The following is a 14,449-nucleotide window of genomic DNA, read 5'->3' on the forward strand; positions in this document are numbered from 1 at the left end:
CACCGGGCCGTCCCACGGCATGTCACCTCGGTGCGGGCGGTGCCCGGTCCGCCCCGGCGGGCCGGGCACCGCCCGGCTCAGCCCGCGAAAGCGCGCACGAACTCGTTCGTCTTCTTGCCGATGCTCGAACAGGTCGCTACCGCCTTGATGTTGGCGCCTCCCGGGCACGGCTTGTCCCGGGTGACCGACCACATCGACAGCCGGCCGAGCCCCTTCTCCTTCGCGAACTTCTTGAGCTCGACCGCGTCGTCGGGCCGGAAGACCTCGCCCTTGACGTCGTTCACACCGATCATCGGCGTGACCGCGACGCTCTTCCAGGCCTCGGCCTCGTCGCGGATGCCCAGCGCGCCCTTGACCTGCTTCTGTGTGGCGGTGGCGGCCGCGACGGCGTACTTGCCCATGTCGCCGTCGTAGTAGGTGCCGTAGTCCATGGCCATGATGTTCACGGTGGAGATACGGGCACCGTTCTTCTTGGCGCTGTTCAGCACCGCGACGGCATGCCGGTTGAGGCCGGAGGGCATCACCGGGAGGGTGAGGGAGACATCCAGTTTCTTGCGCTGCTGAAGCCGGGCGATCGCCTTGGCGCGGAGGTCGTTGGCCTTGGTGTCCGTCAGCGCGGGGCCCTCGATGTCGAAGTCGACCTTGGTCAGGCCGTATGCGTCGATGACCTTGGTGTACGCGCTCACCAGCTTGTCCACCGAGCCGCAGACCCGGGCCAGTTCATTGCCGCTCTGTCCGCCGAAGGAGATCCGTACATCGCCGCCCTGTGCGCGCAGCGCGTCCGCCTGCCGTGCCACGGAGTTGGCGCCGAGCGCCTGCCGGCCGCCCCACTTGGGCACGCAGCCGCCTCCCGGGGAGACGAAGGCCAGGTTGTACTCCTTCACACCGGTCTCCTCGGCGCCCTTGACGAGGTCGAAGGAGGGCTTGAGCGAGGTGTCCACGTACGGCGAGAAAGCGACGGTCTTCGGCGTGGGGGCCTGGCTGCTCTGGTGCGGGGAGGGGGGCACCGGGTCCGGCCGCTTGGGCTTCTCCTGCTCCTCGGACGAGCAGCCGGCGAGCAGCGACGCCGCTATCACCGCCGCCGTCGCCGCGACGGCGGTCGGCCTCCGCTTGCGGCTCCGCCGAGAAGCGTGCGCGTCTGCGTGGTGCGTCATCATCGGGCGGCCTCCAACGGTGGGGGTGGGCAGTGCTGTGCGGACCTACGGCACGGGGGCGACACCAGCGGGAGATTCCGTCTGTCGCGGGCCGGGCCCGGGGACTTCGGGCGGTATGTGCGAGAGGGAAGGTCCTGGTGCGGCAGTCCACGCAGCATGCGCGACGTCAGTCCGTCAGCGTATAAGGCCGGCCCGTTTGTCATGACCGCCATCGTGCCATCCGGTGCGGACGCACCGGATGGTGGGTTCGGGGCGCAGCCCGGCATCTGAGGTATGGGACAGCTCACACCGCATGGCTGGAACTCGTACTCCCGTTCCTCCGACTACCTGGAACGGTACCGGCAGCGGGCCGGGCCACCTCACCTTCGAGCCGGGAGCCCCGCGTGTCCACTGAACAACGTCTCGCATCGAGCGACTCACCGGGCTCCCCGGACCCCACCCGCTCCGGGGAGGACCGGGCAGTACGGCGTACCGGATGGGCCGCGCTGCGTCCGCTGGTGTTGCGGCTGCACTTCTACGCCGGGGTGCTGATCGCGCCCTTCCTGCTCGTCGCCGCGGTCACCGGGCTGCTGTACGCCTGTTCCTTCCAGGCGGAGAAGATCGCCTACGCGCATGAGCTGACCGCGCCGGTCGGTAAGGAGAAGCTGCCGCTGTCGCAGCAGGTCGCCGACGCCCGCAAGGCCCACCCCGAGGGCAAGATCGCCGCGGTACGCCCGGCACCTCAGCCCGGGGACACCACCAGGGTCCTGCTCTCCGACGTACCGGGGGTCTCCGACGACCACCAGCTCGCGGTCTTCGTCGACCCCTACACCGGCAACGTCAGGGGCGCTCTGGAGACCTACGGTTCCACGGGGGCACTGCCCCTGCGCACCTGGCTCGATGCGCTCCACCGCGATCTGCACCTGGGCGAGGGCGGCCGGCTCTACAGCGAACTGGCCGCCAGCTGGCTGTGGGTGGTCGCCGGGGGCGGACTTGCGCTGTGGATCGGCCGTAAGCGCAAGAACCGCACACTGCGGGCGCTCGCGCTGCCGGACCGCACCGCCACCGGCCGCCGCCGGACCCTGTCCTGGCACGGCGCGCTCGGCCTGTGGGCCGCGGTCGGCCTGATCTTCCTCTCCGCGACCGGTCTGACCTGGTCCGCGTACGCCGGGGCGAACATCGGCGGCCTCCGGGAGTCCCTGGGGCAGGCCACCCCGACCATCTCGACGGCCGTGACCGAGAGCGATGCCGGACATGACGGGCATAGCAGCTCCTCGGGGAGGGCCGGAATGCCTGACATGCCGGGAATGGGCGGAACGAAGGAGAAGCCGTCGAGCGGCTCCGCGCCATCGGACGTGGGCATCGACAAGGTGCTCCGAGCGGCCCGCGCCCAGGGGCTCTCCGATCCCGTCGAGGTCGGCCTGCCGACGGACGAGGGCACTGCCTACGTCGTCAAGCAGGTCCAGCGCAGCTGGCCCGAGAAGCAGGACGCCATCGCCGTGGACCCGGCCACGGGAAAGGTGACCGACGTCTCGCGCTTCGCCGACTACCCCGTCCTGGCCAAGCTCACCCGCTACGGCATCGACCTGCACACCGGCACCCTTTTCGGCATCGCCAACCAGATCGCCCTGGCCGCACTCGCCCTCGCCCTGATCTTCCTGATCCTCTGGGGCTACCGGATGTGGTGGCAGCGCCGCCCCACCCGCGACCGCGCCCTTTCCTTCGGGCGTCCGATCCCGCGCGGCGCGTGGCGACAGGTGCCGCTGCCCGTCCTCATTCCGCTCGTGCTCACCGTAGGAGCGGTGGGCTGGCTGATACCACTGCTCGGCATATCGCTGGTCGCGTTCCTGGCCGTGGACATCGCCCTCGGCGCACTCGCACGCCGTCGCCGCGTATCCGCCGCCGCTGGGAACTGACGGCCGTTACGTCCTGGTCATGGCGGTGGCCCTCGATTGCGGTGGCCTGCGGGCGATGACCGACGGTCCGGTCACGCGTCCCGCATCTCCGCCAGCCGGAACGGCCCCGCCGCGCCGGGGCCGTACATCACCGGCAAATTGCGCCCCAGAGGTACGACGACGAGCGGCTCGTCGCGGTACTCCTTGAGGAATTTCTCCAGGGGCTCCCAGATGAGGCTCCGGTACCCGGACTCGGTCCGCTGATGCTCAAAGGAGAGGGTCAGCGCGGAGTCCATGACGGTGACGCTCACGGAGTCCACCTCCAGCCACTCTCCACCGATCCAGGCCTCAAGCCTTACGTATGACATGACGCAAGGGTGCCCCGCGCCGCACCCGCCTCGCAAACCACACGACGCCCTTGGCAACGAACGCCGCCCGGCCGGCGGCGCGCGCCGCACCGATGACCACCTTGCGGCACATCCCCGCAGGTCCGGGCTGGGGAGCGCCCTGCCGGGGCCGGCGCCGGGACCGGGACCGGTGCGGGTGGCGATTGCCGATCCGGTTGCGGATGCGGTTGTGGAAGATGCGCCGCGATGGGTCGGAGCGCAGCACGCCGCGTACGCCCGGTGCATACGCTGCCGCGCTCCAACAGCTGGTGGTCCGGCGAGAAATGCCCTGAGGACGGCCGCGGGCCCGGACCATACTGGTGACGTTTCATCAGGCCGACGGACCGTACTGCACAGGCTGACCGCACTTCACAGGCCGACCCGCCCAGCCACCCACCAACCGTGGCTCTCCCGCTCCGACGCGATCCTTCCCAGCCGGTCCACAGCGGCGTGACTGTTCCCACCCTCACACGGAAAAGGACATGTGCCATGCGTCGTCTTCACTCGCTCGCCATCGCCGCAACCGCCCTGGCTGCTGCCGCCTTCGGTGCCGCACCCACCGCCCAGGCGACCCCCACGGCATCCGCCGGCCTGGCCGCCTACAACTGCAGTTCCGGGTACTTCTGCATCTACAGCGACTGGAACGGTGGCGGAACCCGCTGCCAGTGGTCACAAGCCAGCAAGGCGAACACGGCCGACAACTGTTCCTTCATTCAGCGGGGACAGAATGTTCGCTCCGTGTGGAACAACACCGGGCACCGTGTGCAGTACTACACGCAGACCAACTACCACGCACGCGTCGGCTCCACGCCCGCCCACGCCGGCGGCAACTTGCAGGGCAGCTACCAAATCCGTTCCTTCAAGCCCCAGTAGGAGGGCCCGGTCGCGGGCATAGGCCCAACGCCTGTACTCCGCACCCCCGTTGCAGGGGACCGTTAGGCGCTCACGACGAAGCGCCGACCAGAGATCGTCCCCGCACCCGCGCGGGAAGATGGTCCGCCCCCATGCGACACCGCCGCACCACCCGGCGGCAGTGAGTCAAGGGGTCACGACAGCCCGCCGGGTTCCCAGCGCTCGGCGGAGCCCCCGTACGCGCGAGTCGTGTGCGCACGCAGCGGTGGCACGGGGGACCGGTAGCGGTCCGTGCGGAAGAAGTCCACTCCGGAGGCGGGCGGGTGCACCGCACCGAGCAGTGCCGGATCCCCTCCCTGGGTCAGCAGCAACCGCAGCGGCGCGGTCCGCAGGCAGAGATCCGGCCTGGGGCGCGTCCGGACATCCAGTGTCAGACCGGCCCAGGCGCCGTCGGGATCGGTGAGGTTCGCACGCCGCATTCTGGGACTGTAGACGGGGCGGACCGAAACCATGTGGCCAAGGGTGCCGCTGCCGCACGGCACCGCAGCAACATCGCGGCCCGCACCAGGACAGCGGCGAGTGTCGGCGACGCGTCCCTTCCAGCCAGGCGATGATGGCCACTCCGCGGCCCGGCGAGCCCCGCGCCCGAGTGCTTCGGCCTTTCCTTCCAAGCCCCTCCCGGGCCCGGGCGCGCTCCGGAGGGTCCGGTCCGGACGGGGGCGACGTAACATACCGAGAATTGTCCGCACGTCCGTTTGGTCGCCGCTATGTCCCCTGAGGTTGCCGGCCCCGCCACCGCGCCCGCTCCCCTGCCGGACCGGGCGCCGCCCGGCCCGGGCCCGCTGTTCCGGCTTCCTGAGCTTCCCTCGTGGTGGCGGCCATGGGGCGCGATCGCCCTGGACGTTCTGATAGCCATGGGCTGTGCGTGGTTCGACGCACAGTTCCGCTCCACCTTCCTGGAGGAGCAGCTGCACAGCCCGCTCCCCCAGGGCTGGGCAATAGGGCTCACGGTCGTGTGCGCTCTGCTGCTCATACTGCGGCGCCGATTCCCCGCGGTGGTCACCGCGGCCATCACCTGCGGGCTCCTCCTGGGCACCGGATCCGTCCTGGCCACGGTGGTGGCGTACTACTCGCTGGCCCGGCACACACCGCGGCTGCGTACGGTGTTCGTCGGCGCGCCGGTCGGACTGTTGCTCCTTCTGGGCGTCGCCGTATTGCATCTGCTGCAGTACGACCCGCCCCACGGGAGGGACGTCACCGAGGAGCCGGTGGTCATCGCGTTCGCCGGTCTGATGGCCGTTGTGGTGCCTGTACTGGCCGGCCTCTACCCGAGAGCTCCGCGGCAGCCCTGGTGGTGGGAGCACCGGAGCGCGATGCTGTTCGACGTCCTGCTGGTCCTGCTTTTCCCGCTCGCGAATCCGATCGCGCTGGTGAGCGGTCTGAACGGCGCGGAAGGCGATCCACTGCTGGTGCCGGCTCCGGTGCTCGTCCTGCTCGTGATGGTGCAAGGGGTGGCGCTGATCTGGCGGCGGCGCTATCCGGACGCGCTCGCCGCGGTCGCGGTGCTCCTCATCCCTCTCGTAATGCCCTCCTTCAGCATCCTCCCCGTCAGCCTCTACGCGCTGGCGAAGTACGGGGCGTCGCGGCGCAATCTCCTCCTCGGCTCCGGGGCGGCGGCCGTGGTCCTCGTCGCGTGGACCATGGTCGCCACGGAGTTCAAGGCCGACCAGTTCATTCCCTTCTCGATCTTCCTCGTGGTGCCCTCCGTGGTCGTGCCGGTGCTGTTCGGCATGTACCGGGGTGCCAAGCGGAGTCTGATGGTGACCCTCCAGGACCGGGCGGACCGGCTGGAACGGGAGCAGCATCTCCTGGCTTCGCAGGCCCGGATGGAGGAGCGCACCCGCATTGCCCGGGAGATGCACGATGTGGTCTCCCACCGGGTGAGCCTGATGGTGGTCCACGCCGGGGCGCTGGAGGCCGGAGCCGGCGGCCCCGGGGTGGCCACGGACACCGGCCGGCTGATCGGGGACATGGGCCGGCAGGCACTGAACGAGCTGCGCCAGGTGCTCGGGGTGCTGCGCCTGGACGACGCGGAGCAACAGGTTCCGCTCTCCCCGCAGCCGACACCGGAGGACCTCGCGACCCTCGTGGAGGAGTCACGGGCCGCCGGGATGCAGATCGCCTTCGACGTCATCGGCGAACCGTCGGCCACGGACTCCACGGTCCAGCCCACCCTGTACCGGGTGATCCAGGAAGGGCTGACCAATGCCCACAAGCACGCGGGCAACGTACCGGCCCGGGTGGAGGTGCGGTACCGGAAGGACGCGGTGCGGGTGATCGTGGAGAACGAGGCCCCGGCCGGGCCGGTGCCCACCCTGCTGCCGAGCGGAGGACACGGTCTGGTGGGGCTGGGCGAGCGGGTCACCGTGCTCGGCGGCACCTTCGAGGCCGGGGCACTGGAGAACGGCGGCTTCCGGATCACCGCCACCGTCCCCCTCCGCTGAGCACGGTTCCGCGGAGCTCCGCCTCGCGAGGGGGTTCACCTGCGCGGATGCCCCCCGTAACACATGGGCGACGCGTCCGCAGAAGAAGGAACTCCGCCGCGTCCGCTTGGCCGATGCCCTGTTCCCCTCCCCCGATGAATTCGGTCGATATCGGGCAAGATTCCAGTATGAGTACTCAACATCCGGAACCGGATCCACGTGATGCGCCAGGCCTCGGGCCCGGCGGCGGGGTGCCGCCCGAGGAAACACCCCCGGGCGAGGGCAGTACCGGGGCAGAGACCGGCCCCCGCGACAAGCAGACGCGCGGCTGGTCCACGGGCCCGGTCATCGTCCTCGGCATCATCGTCGTGCTCTGCGCGGCCTTCTTCATCGCTTACGCCGTGATCGTGGCGCTGTAACCGGCCGGACGACATCGGTGGCGACCCGGCGGCGGCCGCCTTGCCGATGAACCGCGTCGCCCGCCCTGCTCAAGCGCTGCAAGCGTTACAACAGACCGGCGATGCTCGGCGGGGCGAATACGTGACGGGCACGGTGTTCCAGGACGAGCACGGCAGGCATCTGCCGCTTCTCGTCGAACGCGCACCTGTCGCATGACGGGTCGATCGCGGGGACGTCCGAGGCATGGTGGGTGGCGATGTGCCGGGCCAGCCGGATCTGGGTGGACACCACCGTGTCGAGGGGGTCGTAGTCCACCCCCGGCTCACCCGCCTCGCGTGCGGCATCCACCACCTCGGGGGCGTGCTTCATCGCCTTGTACAGCTCGGTGCACTCGTGGCAGCTCCACATCCATGGAGGAGGCAGCGGCCACTCGTCGGCGCCGGGCACGTCACTGGAATCCATGCCCGTCACCGTAGCGACCTGTGGACCTCGCGGGGAGCGGATCAGCCGAATCCCCCTACTGGGCAGCAGTCTTGGCTGAACACCCTATTTCCGAACAACACACCTATGCCGTTTCCTGCGCCACGCCGAGCCCTCTCCATACCCCGAGGGCTACCGCACCGACCGCAGCGCGCGTCACTGCACCCCTGCCAGGAGCGCCGGAGCATCGGCGAACGCGGCGTCGGCGGCCTGGCCGCAGACCTTGCCGGCCGTTTCGCCGGCGAAGCTGAAGACGCCGACCAGCTCAGGGCCGCGGCGTCCCCATATGACGAGGGGGCTGCCGCTGTCTCCGAAGCACATGGTCGTGCCACCGTCGGATATGTCACGGGCGCACAGGACCGAGGCTTCATCCACGACGGCCGGTGTCTGGGCGGCGCACTGCGCATGGGTGCGGACGGTGAGGTCGCCGCGGCGGAGGACGTCACCGCGGATCTCCTTACCCGGCTGGGAGGGGTCCGGTGCGGCCGTGGTGCCGTGACTGAAGATGGATACGGGGGTGCCGGGAAGCGGCCGGTGGTGCGCGACGGGGAGCGGCTTGACGCCTCGGACCGGGGCGCTGAGGCGGATTTCTGCCATGTCGTAGGCCGCCGAGGAGAGTGCGACATTGTCGGGGTCGGCGGGGGAAGGCAGCAGCTCGTATCGGGCGTGTGTGGTGACGCTGCGGATGTCGCGTACGGTGCCGGGGTCCTGCGACAGGACCGAGGACCCGATGTGGACCTCCGCCCGCCGTGTGTCCTGGCCGTCGAGGCAGTGGGCCGCCGTCAGGACCCGGTCGGGAGCGATGAGCGCACCGCCGCACGAGGCGCGTTGCAGCAGCGGAGCGTCACCCTTCACTGCCAGGGTCGCCAGCCACGGAGCCGCGCCCCGCTGAGGCAACTGTGTACCCCCGGACATGGCGTGCACCGAGCCGGCCGTGCTCACGCTCAGCGCCACACCGACCAGGAGCGCACCGAACACCGCCCCCGCACGCCTCCGACGACCACACCGCACCGGTCGCCACTGCACTTCCCCACTCACTTCGTTCCCCCGTCTCTCGCATCCCGTCTCGGATGACATGAGTCGAAGTTAACTGCGAGAGGCCGCGGGAGTAGTCAGACCACGGTCGCGTCAGGGGTCATCCTCCGGAGTGAGCGTCCCCTGATTCACCGTCAGGGTCGCTGCCGCGGCGGCTCCGCGACGGAGCGCGGGTCGGCTGGAGAACCGCTGGTGGGAGTTGTGGTTGACCAGTAGGGGGCGCGGACGTCCGTGGTCGGCACGGACGGCGCACCGGCACGGAGATACCGCCGGTCACGGCAGCGGGCCCCGGTCGCAGAAGCCACACGGGGCCCGGGAGCCGGACGGGCCCGGGAGCCGGACGCACGGAGCCGAGCCACTGCGCTCACCCCGCCAACTCCCCCAAAAGCGCCCAGGTGCGCCGCCGGTCGGCGTCCCCGGCAATCTCTGTTCCTGAGAACACGACTTCCGTCGCCCCGGCGCCCGGTAGCGCCGTACCTCGGCGGCGACCGTCCGCTCGTCCCCAATCACGGCCACATCGGCGGCCCGCTTGCCGCCGGAGAGTTCGATGACCCGTGCGTAGGACGGGAACTGCTCGTAGAACGCGAGCTGTTCGGTGGCCCTCTCGCGCACGGCGTCGACATCGTCGGTGACGACGCCGTGTACGAGCGCCACGATGCGGGGCGCCGGACGGCCGGCGGACTCCGCCGCTGCGCCGCCTCAGGCCCGTCGCTGGTTCAACCGCCAGTACTGGCGCCTCTTCTCGTCGCGTACGACGACCCCCATCCTGGCCAGCTCTTCGCGCAGCTCCCGGAGATCCCCGGTGGGACCCTTCTTTTCCAGCAGCTGCGCGCGGGCCTTCAGCAGTGCGTTGGCCCCCTGTGGCAGTCCCGGCATGTCCGACACCCAGCGCCGGAAGTCGTCCTTGTAGGGGTCCTCGTCCGCCCAGCTGTAGCCATGGGTTCTGAAGGCGTCGGCGACACGCTGGGCGTTCAGATCGCAGGCTTCCCGGGCGAGTTCGTCCTTGTCGGCGTCCAGCAGAACGAGCTGTTTGCCGTCCAGGAAAACCTGGACGACGCGCTCGCGCGCGAACTCCCGGTCTTTGGCTTTCCGGGTAAGGGTTATCCGTTCGTCCGATACGGCGACGGAGAGCTCCTGGTACTGGGCTATGAGCCCCACGGTCAGTCCCAGGGCCGCTCCGGCACACACGAGGCCGACGGTGAGCCAGGGCTCCGGAACCGAGGTCAGGAGCCTGGCCGGCCCTTGCATGGGCGCCCAGGGCAGTGTCACCAGCCACTCCGCCAGGACCTTGACCAGCCGGCCCGCTCCGGCTCCCAGCAGCACGAGGACGAGGTGAACAAGCGCTACTGACCAGGCCGGCTGAGCCAGCACCGTGGTTTTGTCCAGCCGGACGTGCGGTGTGAGCCGGTCATCCATGTGTGATGTCCCCCTTCAGAGAGTCTGCGTCGCCGCGGCCGGGAGGAGACCGGCGCGGTGCGGTGCAGAGCGGAAGCCAATCATAAACCGAGTGCGCGGTCTATTATTGGCTGATGCGAAGGAGCAGTTCAGTGACGTGGAAGGTCAGTCATAGGGTGAAGCCATGAGGACGATCGATCCGGCGAAACACGCAGCGCGGCGTCAGCACATCGTGCAGGCCGCGTGCGAGCTCTTCGCCACGCAGGGGTTCGAGCGCACCACGACGGCGCAGATCTGCAAGGCCGCCGGTATGAGTTCGGGGAACGTGTTCCATTACTTCCCCAACAAGCGCGCGATCTTCCTCGCCCTCCTCCAGGACGACAAGGACGACAAGACCGAGCGGCTTGCCCGGGCGACGGCCGGCGCCGACCCGTGGACCGCCCTCCTGGACGTCGTGGAGTTCCTGGCAGCACCCGCCGCGGAACCTCTGACGCCGCCGCTGGTGATGGAGGCCATGCTCCAGGCACACCGCGACCCCGAACTCGGGGAACTCCTGAGCCAGGACAGCACCGACGAGCACTCCGTGATCACGGAACTGCTCACCAAGGCCGCCGCGGCCGGTCAGATCGACCCCGGCCTCGACCCGGGCCCCACCGCCTCATGGGTCATGGCCCTGATCGCTTCGATGTACACCAGCGCGGCCACTGAGCCATCCTTCGACCCGGCCGGGCAACTGCCCACCCTGCTCCTCATCGTGCAGCGCTTCCTGCGCGGCGAGCCATCTGAGCACCGGAGCGGCACCGGCTGACACCTGGACCCGCGCCCTGCCGGTCCGCCCCTCCCCACCCGCAAAAGGACGACCTGACCCGTGAAGAAGAGTGCGATAGCCGGCGGCTGCATCCTCGGCCTCTTCGTGATCGCCTGCGCCTACAAAGGCGGCACCGTCACCAACGACCCGCTGACCCTCGCCGAGTACCGGAAGATCAAGGCCGGCAGCAGCGAGAAGAGCCTGTTCGCCTACACCAATACCTGCCGGCAGAACAGCGAGTCCGAGCGCGCCCACGACTACCCCACCACCTGGACCTGCTACGGCGCCGACGGCAGCAGCAACGCCGTGTTCTTCTACTCGGAGGGTGAGATGTTCAGCAAGTCGCAGACCGGGCTGACATGAGGGCCCGGCCGGCATGAGGGCCGGGCGCCGCACGGCCGCCCCACCCCTCCCCCGCCGTGCGCAACGCCCCTGATGCACACGGGAGTTGTGGTCCAGCGACGCCGACGGACCGTCATGAGGCGGCACCATAAGGCTTCCTTTAGGAAATACAAAGCACCGTTATGAGGGTAAATCCCGTCGTAAATCGGGCGTCAGGCGATGTCACGCGATGGGTCCGGACACCCGGTCGCGGACCGCCGCGACACTACTACGTATGGTAGTGGCGCTGAAACGCCAGGTAGTCGCGCACGTATTCGGGACTGCACAGTCAGTGCGGCGAGCATTTCCGGCCGCACGCCGGCACACAGCTGGTTGCGGGTGGAGGAGCTCCGACCGGACGATCAGGCTCCCGCGTGTCGGCCGGCCATGCACCGGCCGGCCGGCACGCCCGTAGGCGAGGAGGTCCTGTGAACGACCAGACGAGTCTCAGCCCGGATGCGGCACGGCAGCTTGCGACCACCACCAAGACCAGCCCGCAGATGCGCGGCATCACCCCACGCTATCTCCTGCGGGCCCTGCCCTGGGTGGATGTGGAGGCCGGTGTCTTCCGCGTCAACCGCCGCCGCACCTACGTCCTCGGCGACGATCGCATCAGCATCCACTCCGACGGCGGCTCGCCCCGCGTCATCCCGGGCGACCTGCGGGAGTTGCCGTACCTCCGGGAGGCCGACGACGCGCTGCTCTCCGAACTGGCGGGCTCCTTCACGGAAGTCAGCTTCGAGGCCGGACAGATGCTCGCGCAGGACGGCGACGCGCACGACAAGCTGTGGGTGATCGCCCAGGGCCGCGCCGAAAAGCGGGTGAGCGGCCGTTACGGCGAGGACGCCGTACTCGAAGTGATCGGCGACGGCCAGTACTTCGATCTCGACGCCTGGACCCGCTCCGAGCCCCTGCCGTACCGCGTCCGGGCGCTCACCCCCGGCGTGGCACTGTGTGTCGAGCGCAGGGTGCTCGAGGGGCTGTGTGAACGCGACACGGCCGTGCGGGGAGCGATGGACGCCTACCTCTCGGCGGACGGCGTGCTGCCGGGCGCCGAGGTGCCGGTCGACCTCAGCGCCGGGCATGTAGGCGAACCGGACCTTCCCGCGACGTTCGTCGACTACGAGGACACGCCCCGCGAGTACCACATGAGCCTCGCCCAGACCGTGTTGCGCGTCCACACCAGGGTCTCCGACCTCTACAACGGGCCCATCGACCAGATCCGGGCCCAGTCCAACCTCACCGCGCACGCACTGCGCGAGCGGCAGGAGGCCTCGCTGCTCAACCACCCGCAGTTCGGTCTCTTCAACAATGTGGCCCCCGGGCAGCGGGTCCAGGCACGCACCGGCTCCCCGACCCCCGACGATCTGGACGAGCTGCTGACCCGGGTCTGGAAGCAGCCCGGCTACTTCCTCGCGCACCCCAGGGCCATCGCCGCGTTCGGCCGGGAGTGTACGCGCCGGGGCGTGCCCCCGGTCATCGACAACCGGTTCGGCAGCCCGCTGCTGAGCTGGCGTGGAGTCCCGCTGCTCCCCTCCGACAAGGTGCGGTTCTCCGGCAGTGCGGGCATCGGCACCACCGAGATCCTGCTGATGCGGGTGGGGGAGGCCGAGCAGGGCGTGGTGGGTCTGCGTCCCGCGAAGGTCGAGGACGAGGTGGAACCCGGTCTGTCGATGCGGAACATGGGCGTCGACCAGAAGGGCATCACGTCCTACCTGATGACGGCGTACTTCAATACGGCGGTACTGGTGGAGGACGCGCTCGCCGTGCTCCAGAACGTCGAGGTCTCCAACTACCATGACTACTCCTGACGTTGTCCGGGGTCTGTGGCCCGGGGCGCCGACTCCGAACCTCCTCGGCGACGGCCTGCTGTCGCCCGATCCCGCCACGGCCCCGCCCACGGACCTGACCGCCCCGGCCGGCCACCCCGCACAGTTCACCGGCCTCCCCGGCCAAACGGCCGCCTTCTCACCCGAGTTGGCACGCCGTGATGTCCCGATCCTGCACCGGACCGTGAACGGGCATCCGCTGGTGTGGCTGGACAACGGGGCCACCACACAGAAGCCACGCCAGGTGATCGAGGCTCTGGCCGGCTTCTACGGTTCCGCCAACTCCAATATCCACCGTGGTGCGCACACCATGGCCCGGGAGGCCACCGAGGCGTACGAGGCGGGCCGGTCGGCGGTCGCCCAGTTCCTGGGGGCGCCCTCACCGGACGACATCGTCTTCGTACGCGGCACCACCGAGGCCATCAACCTCGTCGCCCAGAGCTGGGGCCGGGCCAACCTCGGCCCCGGGGACGACATCCTGGTGCCGGTGCTGGAGCACCATTCGAACATCGTGCCCTGGCAGTTGATCGCCCAGCAGACCCGGGCCCGGGTGGTACCCGTACCGCTGCAACCGGACGGGCAGATCGATCTCACCGCGTACGACGATCTGCTCTCCATGCGCACCCAGCTCGTCGCGCTCAGCCAGGCGTCCAATGTGCTGGGCACCGTCCCGCCCGTACGCGAGATGACCGCACTCGCCCACCGCTACGGGGCCAAGGTGCTGGTGGACGGGGCGCAGGCGGTGGCGCACTTCCCCGTCGATGTGCAGGATCTGGACGCCGACTTCTATGTGTTCTCCGGCCATAAGCTGTTCGCCCCTACGGGCATCGGCGCGCTGTATGTGAAGCCGGAGATCCTGCGGGACATGGCGCCGTGGCAAGGCGGCGGCAACATGATCGAGTCGGTCGGCTTCACCCGTACCACCTATGCCCCCGTCCCTCACCTCCTGGAGGCCGGTACCGGACACATCTCCGGCGTGGTCGGTCTGCTGGCCGCACTGAACTGGCTGACCGCCTTCGACCGCGATGCCATCGCCGCCTACGAGACCTCACTGATGGCGTACGCACAGCAAGCCCTGGCCACGGTCCCAGGACTTGAGCTGCTGGGCTCCGCGCCCGACCGTATCGCCGTACTGACCTTCACCCTCGCCGGCCACGACCCGTCGGAGATCGCCGCCTGGCTGGACCGTGACGGCATCGCCATCCGGGCCGGGCACCACTGCGCCCAGCCGGCCCTGGCCCACTACGGCCTGGAGAGCGCGGCCCGTGCCTCGCTCGCGCTCTACAACACATCCGAGGAGGTGGACAAGCTGGTGGCCTCACTGCAGCAGATGCAGCAGGCCGCCTGACACGCCCGTCCGTCCGGCGTCGCCG

Annotated in this window: 13 protein-coding genes and 2 pseudogenes; 8 read left to right on the top strand and 7 right to left on the bottom strand. The window is 69.6% G+C overall.

The window, feature by feature from the left end; all coding sequences use genetic code 11:
• Positions 1–77: 77 nt before the first annotated feature.
• Positions 78–953: pseudogene (locus SLV14N_RS01670) on the bottom strand (chitinase); the annotation flags it as partial.
• 584 nt (positions 954–1,537) lie between these two features.
• On the opposite strand from SLV14N_RS01670, the gene SLV14N_RS01675 reads away from it, so the two are divergent.
• Complete coding sequence (locus SLV14N_RS01675) at positions 1,538–3,049, top strand: PepSY domain-containing protein (protein WP_208679386.1); 1,512 nt, start codon at positions 1,538–1,540, stop codon at positions 3,047–3,049.
• Positions 3,050–3,120: 71 nt separating this feature from the next.
• Here SLV14N_RS01675 and SLV14N_RS01680 read toward each other — a convergent pair whose 3' ends face one another.
• The gene (locus tag SLV14N_RS01680) at positions 3,121–3,396 is read right to left on the bottom strand and encodes a hypothetical protein (protein WP_018091464.1); all 276 of its coding nucleotides are present in this window, start codon (positions 3,394–3,396) and stop codon (positions 3,121–3,123) included.
• A gap of 507 nt (positions 3,397–3,903) precedes the next feature.
• On the opposite strand from SLV14N_RS01680, the gene SLV14N_RS01685 reads away from it, so the two are divergent.
• Positions 3,904–4,287, top strand: a complete 384-nt coding sequence (locus tag SLV14N_RS01685) for a peptidase inhibitor family I36 protein (protein ID WP_208679387.1) — start codon at positions 3,904–3,906, stop codon at positions 4,285–4,287.
• A 173-nt stretch (positions 4,288–4,460) separates the two neighbouring features.
• On the opposite strand, the gene SLV14N_RS01690 is transcribed toward SLV14N_RS01685, so the two are convergent.
• Positions 4,461–4,745 (bottom strand): hypothetical protein, encoded by a 285-nt coding sequence (locus SLV14N_RS01690; RefSeq protein WP_208679388.1) that lies wholly within the window; start codon positions 4,743–4,745, stop codon positions 4,461–4,463.
• Positions 4,746–5,033: 288 nt separating this feature from the next.
• On the opposite strand from SLV14N_RS01690, the gene SLV14N_RS01695 reads away from it, so the two are divergent.
• Together SLV14N_RS01695 and SLV14N_RS01700 are read left to right on the top strand one after the other, a co-directional pair.
• A complete protein-coding gene (locus tag SLV14N_RS01695) occupies positions 5,034–6,770 on the top strand; it encodes a histidine kinase (RefSeq protein ID WP_263267670.1) in 1,737 nt (578 codons plus the stop codon).
• Between the two features lie 167 nt (positions 6,771–6,937).
• Complete coding sequence (locus SLV14N_RS01700) at positions 6,938–7,168, top strand: DUF6480 family protein (protein WP_208679389.1); 231 nt, start codon at positions 6,938–6,940, stop codon at positions 7,166–7,168.
• A gap of 85 nt (positions 7,169–7,253) precedes the next feature.
• Here the strand turns inward: SLV14N_RS01700 and SLV14N_RS01705 are convergent, their stop codons facing one another.
• The 4 genes and pseudogenes from SLV14N_RS01705 to SLV14N_RS01720 all read right to left on the bottom strand — a co-directional run bounded on the left by SLV14N_RS01705 (position 7,254) and on the right by SLV14N_RS01720 (position 10,079).
• Entirely contained in the window at positions 7,254–7,610 is a 357-nt protein-coding gene (locus SLV14N_RS01705; protein WP_263267671.1) for a hypothetical protein, read from the bottom strand.
• A 174-nt stretch (positions 7,611–7,784) separates the two neighbouring features.
• Positions 7,785–8,606, bottom strand: a complete 822-nt coding sequence (locus tag SLV14N_RS01710; RefSeq protein WP_208679390.1) for a trypsin-like serine protease — start codon at positions 8,604–8,606, stop codon at positions 7,785–7,787.
• Positions 8,607–9,027: 421 nt separating this feature from the next.
• Positions 9,028–9,356, bottom strand: a pseudogene (locus SLV14N_RS01715) (LLM class F420-dependent oxidoreductase); the annotation flags it as partial.
• A gap of 6 nt (positions 9,357–9,362) precedes the next feature.
• Positions 9,363–10,079: a hypothetical protein gene (locus SLV14N_RS01720; protein WP_263267673.1), complete on the bottom strand. Its 717-nt coding sequence runs from the start codon at positions 10,077–10,079 to the stop codon at positions 9,363–9,365.
• A 163-nt stretch (positions 10,080–10,242) separates the two neighbouring features.
• Between SLV14N_RS01720 and SLV14N_RS01725 the strand changes: the two genes are divergently transcribed.
• The 4 genes from SLV14N_RS01725 to SLV14N_RS01740 all read left to right on the top strand — a co-directional run bounded on the left by SLV14N_RS01725 (position 10,243) and on the right by SLV14N_RS01740 (position 14,424).
• On the top strand, positions 10,243–10,866 hold the full coding sequence (locus tag SLV14N_RS01725) for a TetR/AcrR family transcriptional regulator (protein ID WP_263267674.1): 624 nt from the start codon (positions 10,243–10,245) through the stop codon (positions 10,864–10,866).
• A 60-nt stretch (positions 10,867–10,926) separates the two neighbouring features.
• The gene (locus SLV14N_RS01730) at positions 10,927–11,229 is read left to right on the top strand and encodes a hypothetical protein (protein WP_208679393.1); all 303 of its coding nucleotides are present in this window, start codon (positions 10,927–10,929) and stop codon (positions 11,227–11,229) included.
• Between the two features lie 446 nt (positions 11,230–11,675).
• On the top strand, positions 11,676–13,058 hold the full coding sequence (locus SLV14N_RS01735) for a family 2B encapsulin nanocompartment shell protein (protein WP_263267676.1): 1,383 nt from the start codon (positions 11,676–11,678) through the stop codon (positions 13,056–13,058).
• Positions 13,045–14,424 carry a cysteine desulfurase gene (locus SLV14N_RS01740; protein ID WP_263267677.1) on the top strand — a complete coding sequence of 460 codons (1,380 nt, stop codon included), beginning with the start codon at positions 13,045–13,047 and terminating at the stop codon, positions 14,422–14,424. Before SLV14N_RS01735 ends, SLV14N_RS01740 begins: the two co-directional genes overlap by 14 nt.
• The last annotated feature ends 25 nt before the right edge of the window (positions 14,425–14,449 follow it).

This window comes from Streptomyces sp. Je 1-4 4N24, from assembly GCF_026239515.1.
Taxonomy (GTDB): Bacteria; Actinomycetota; Actinomycetes; order Streptomycetales; family Streptomycetaceae; genus Streptomyces; species Streptomyces nigrescens.

Bases quoted from the DNA above. Each gene is read 5' to 3' on its own strand.
- SLV14N_RS01685 (WP_208679387.1), top strand. From the start codon at position 3,904: ATGCGTCGTCTTCACTCGCTCGCCATCGCCGCAACCGCCCTGGCTGCT.
- SLV14N_RS01725 (WP_263267674.1), top strand. From the start codon at position 10,243: ATGAGGACGATCGATCCGGCGAAACACGCAGCGCGGCGTCAGCACATC.
- SLV14N_RS01705 (WP_263267671.1), bottom strand. From the start codon at position 7,610: ATGGATTCCAGTGACGTGCCCGGCGCCGACGAGTGGCCGCTGCCTCCT.
- SLV14N_RS01700 (WP_208679389.1), top strand. From the start codon at position 6,938: ATGAGTACTCAACATCCGGAACCGGATCCACGTGATGCGCCAGGCCTC.
- SLV14N_RS01720 (WP_263267673.1), bottom strand. From the start codon at position 10,079: ATGGATGACCGGCTCACACCGCACGTCCGGCTGGACAAAACCACGGTG.
- SLV14N_RS01690 (WP_208679388.1), bottom strand. From the start codon at position 4,745: ATGCGGCGTGCGAACCTCACCGATCCCGACGGCGCCTGGGCCGGTCTG.
- SLV14N_RS01695 (WP_263267670.1), top strand. From the start codon at position 5,034: ATGTCCCCTGAGGTTGCCGGCCCCGCCACCGCGCCCGCTCCCCTGCCG.
- SLV14N_RS01740 (WP_263267677.1), top strand. From the start codon at position 13,045: ATGACTACTCCTGACGTTGTCCGGGGTCTGTGGCCCGGGGCGCCGACT.
- SLV14N_RS01680 (WP_018091464.1), bottom strand. From the start codon at position 3,396: ATGTCATACGTAAGGCTTGAGGCCTGGATCGGTGGAGAGTGGCTGGAG.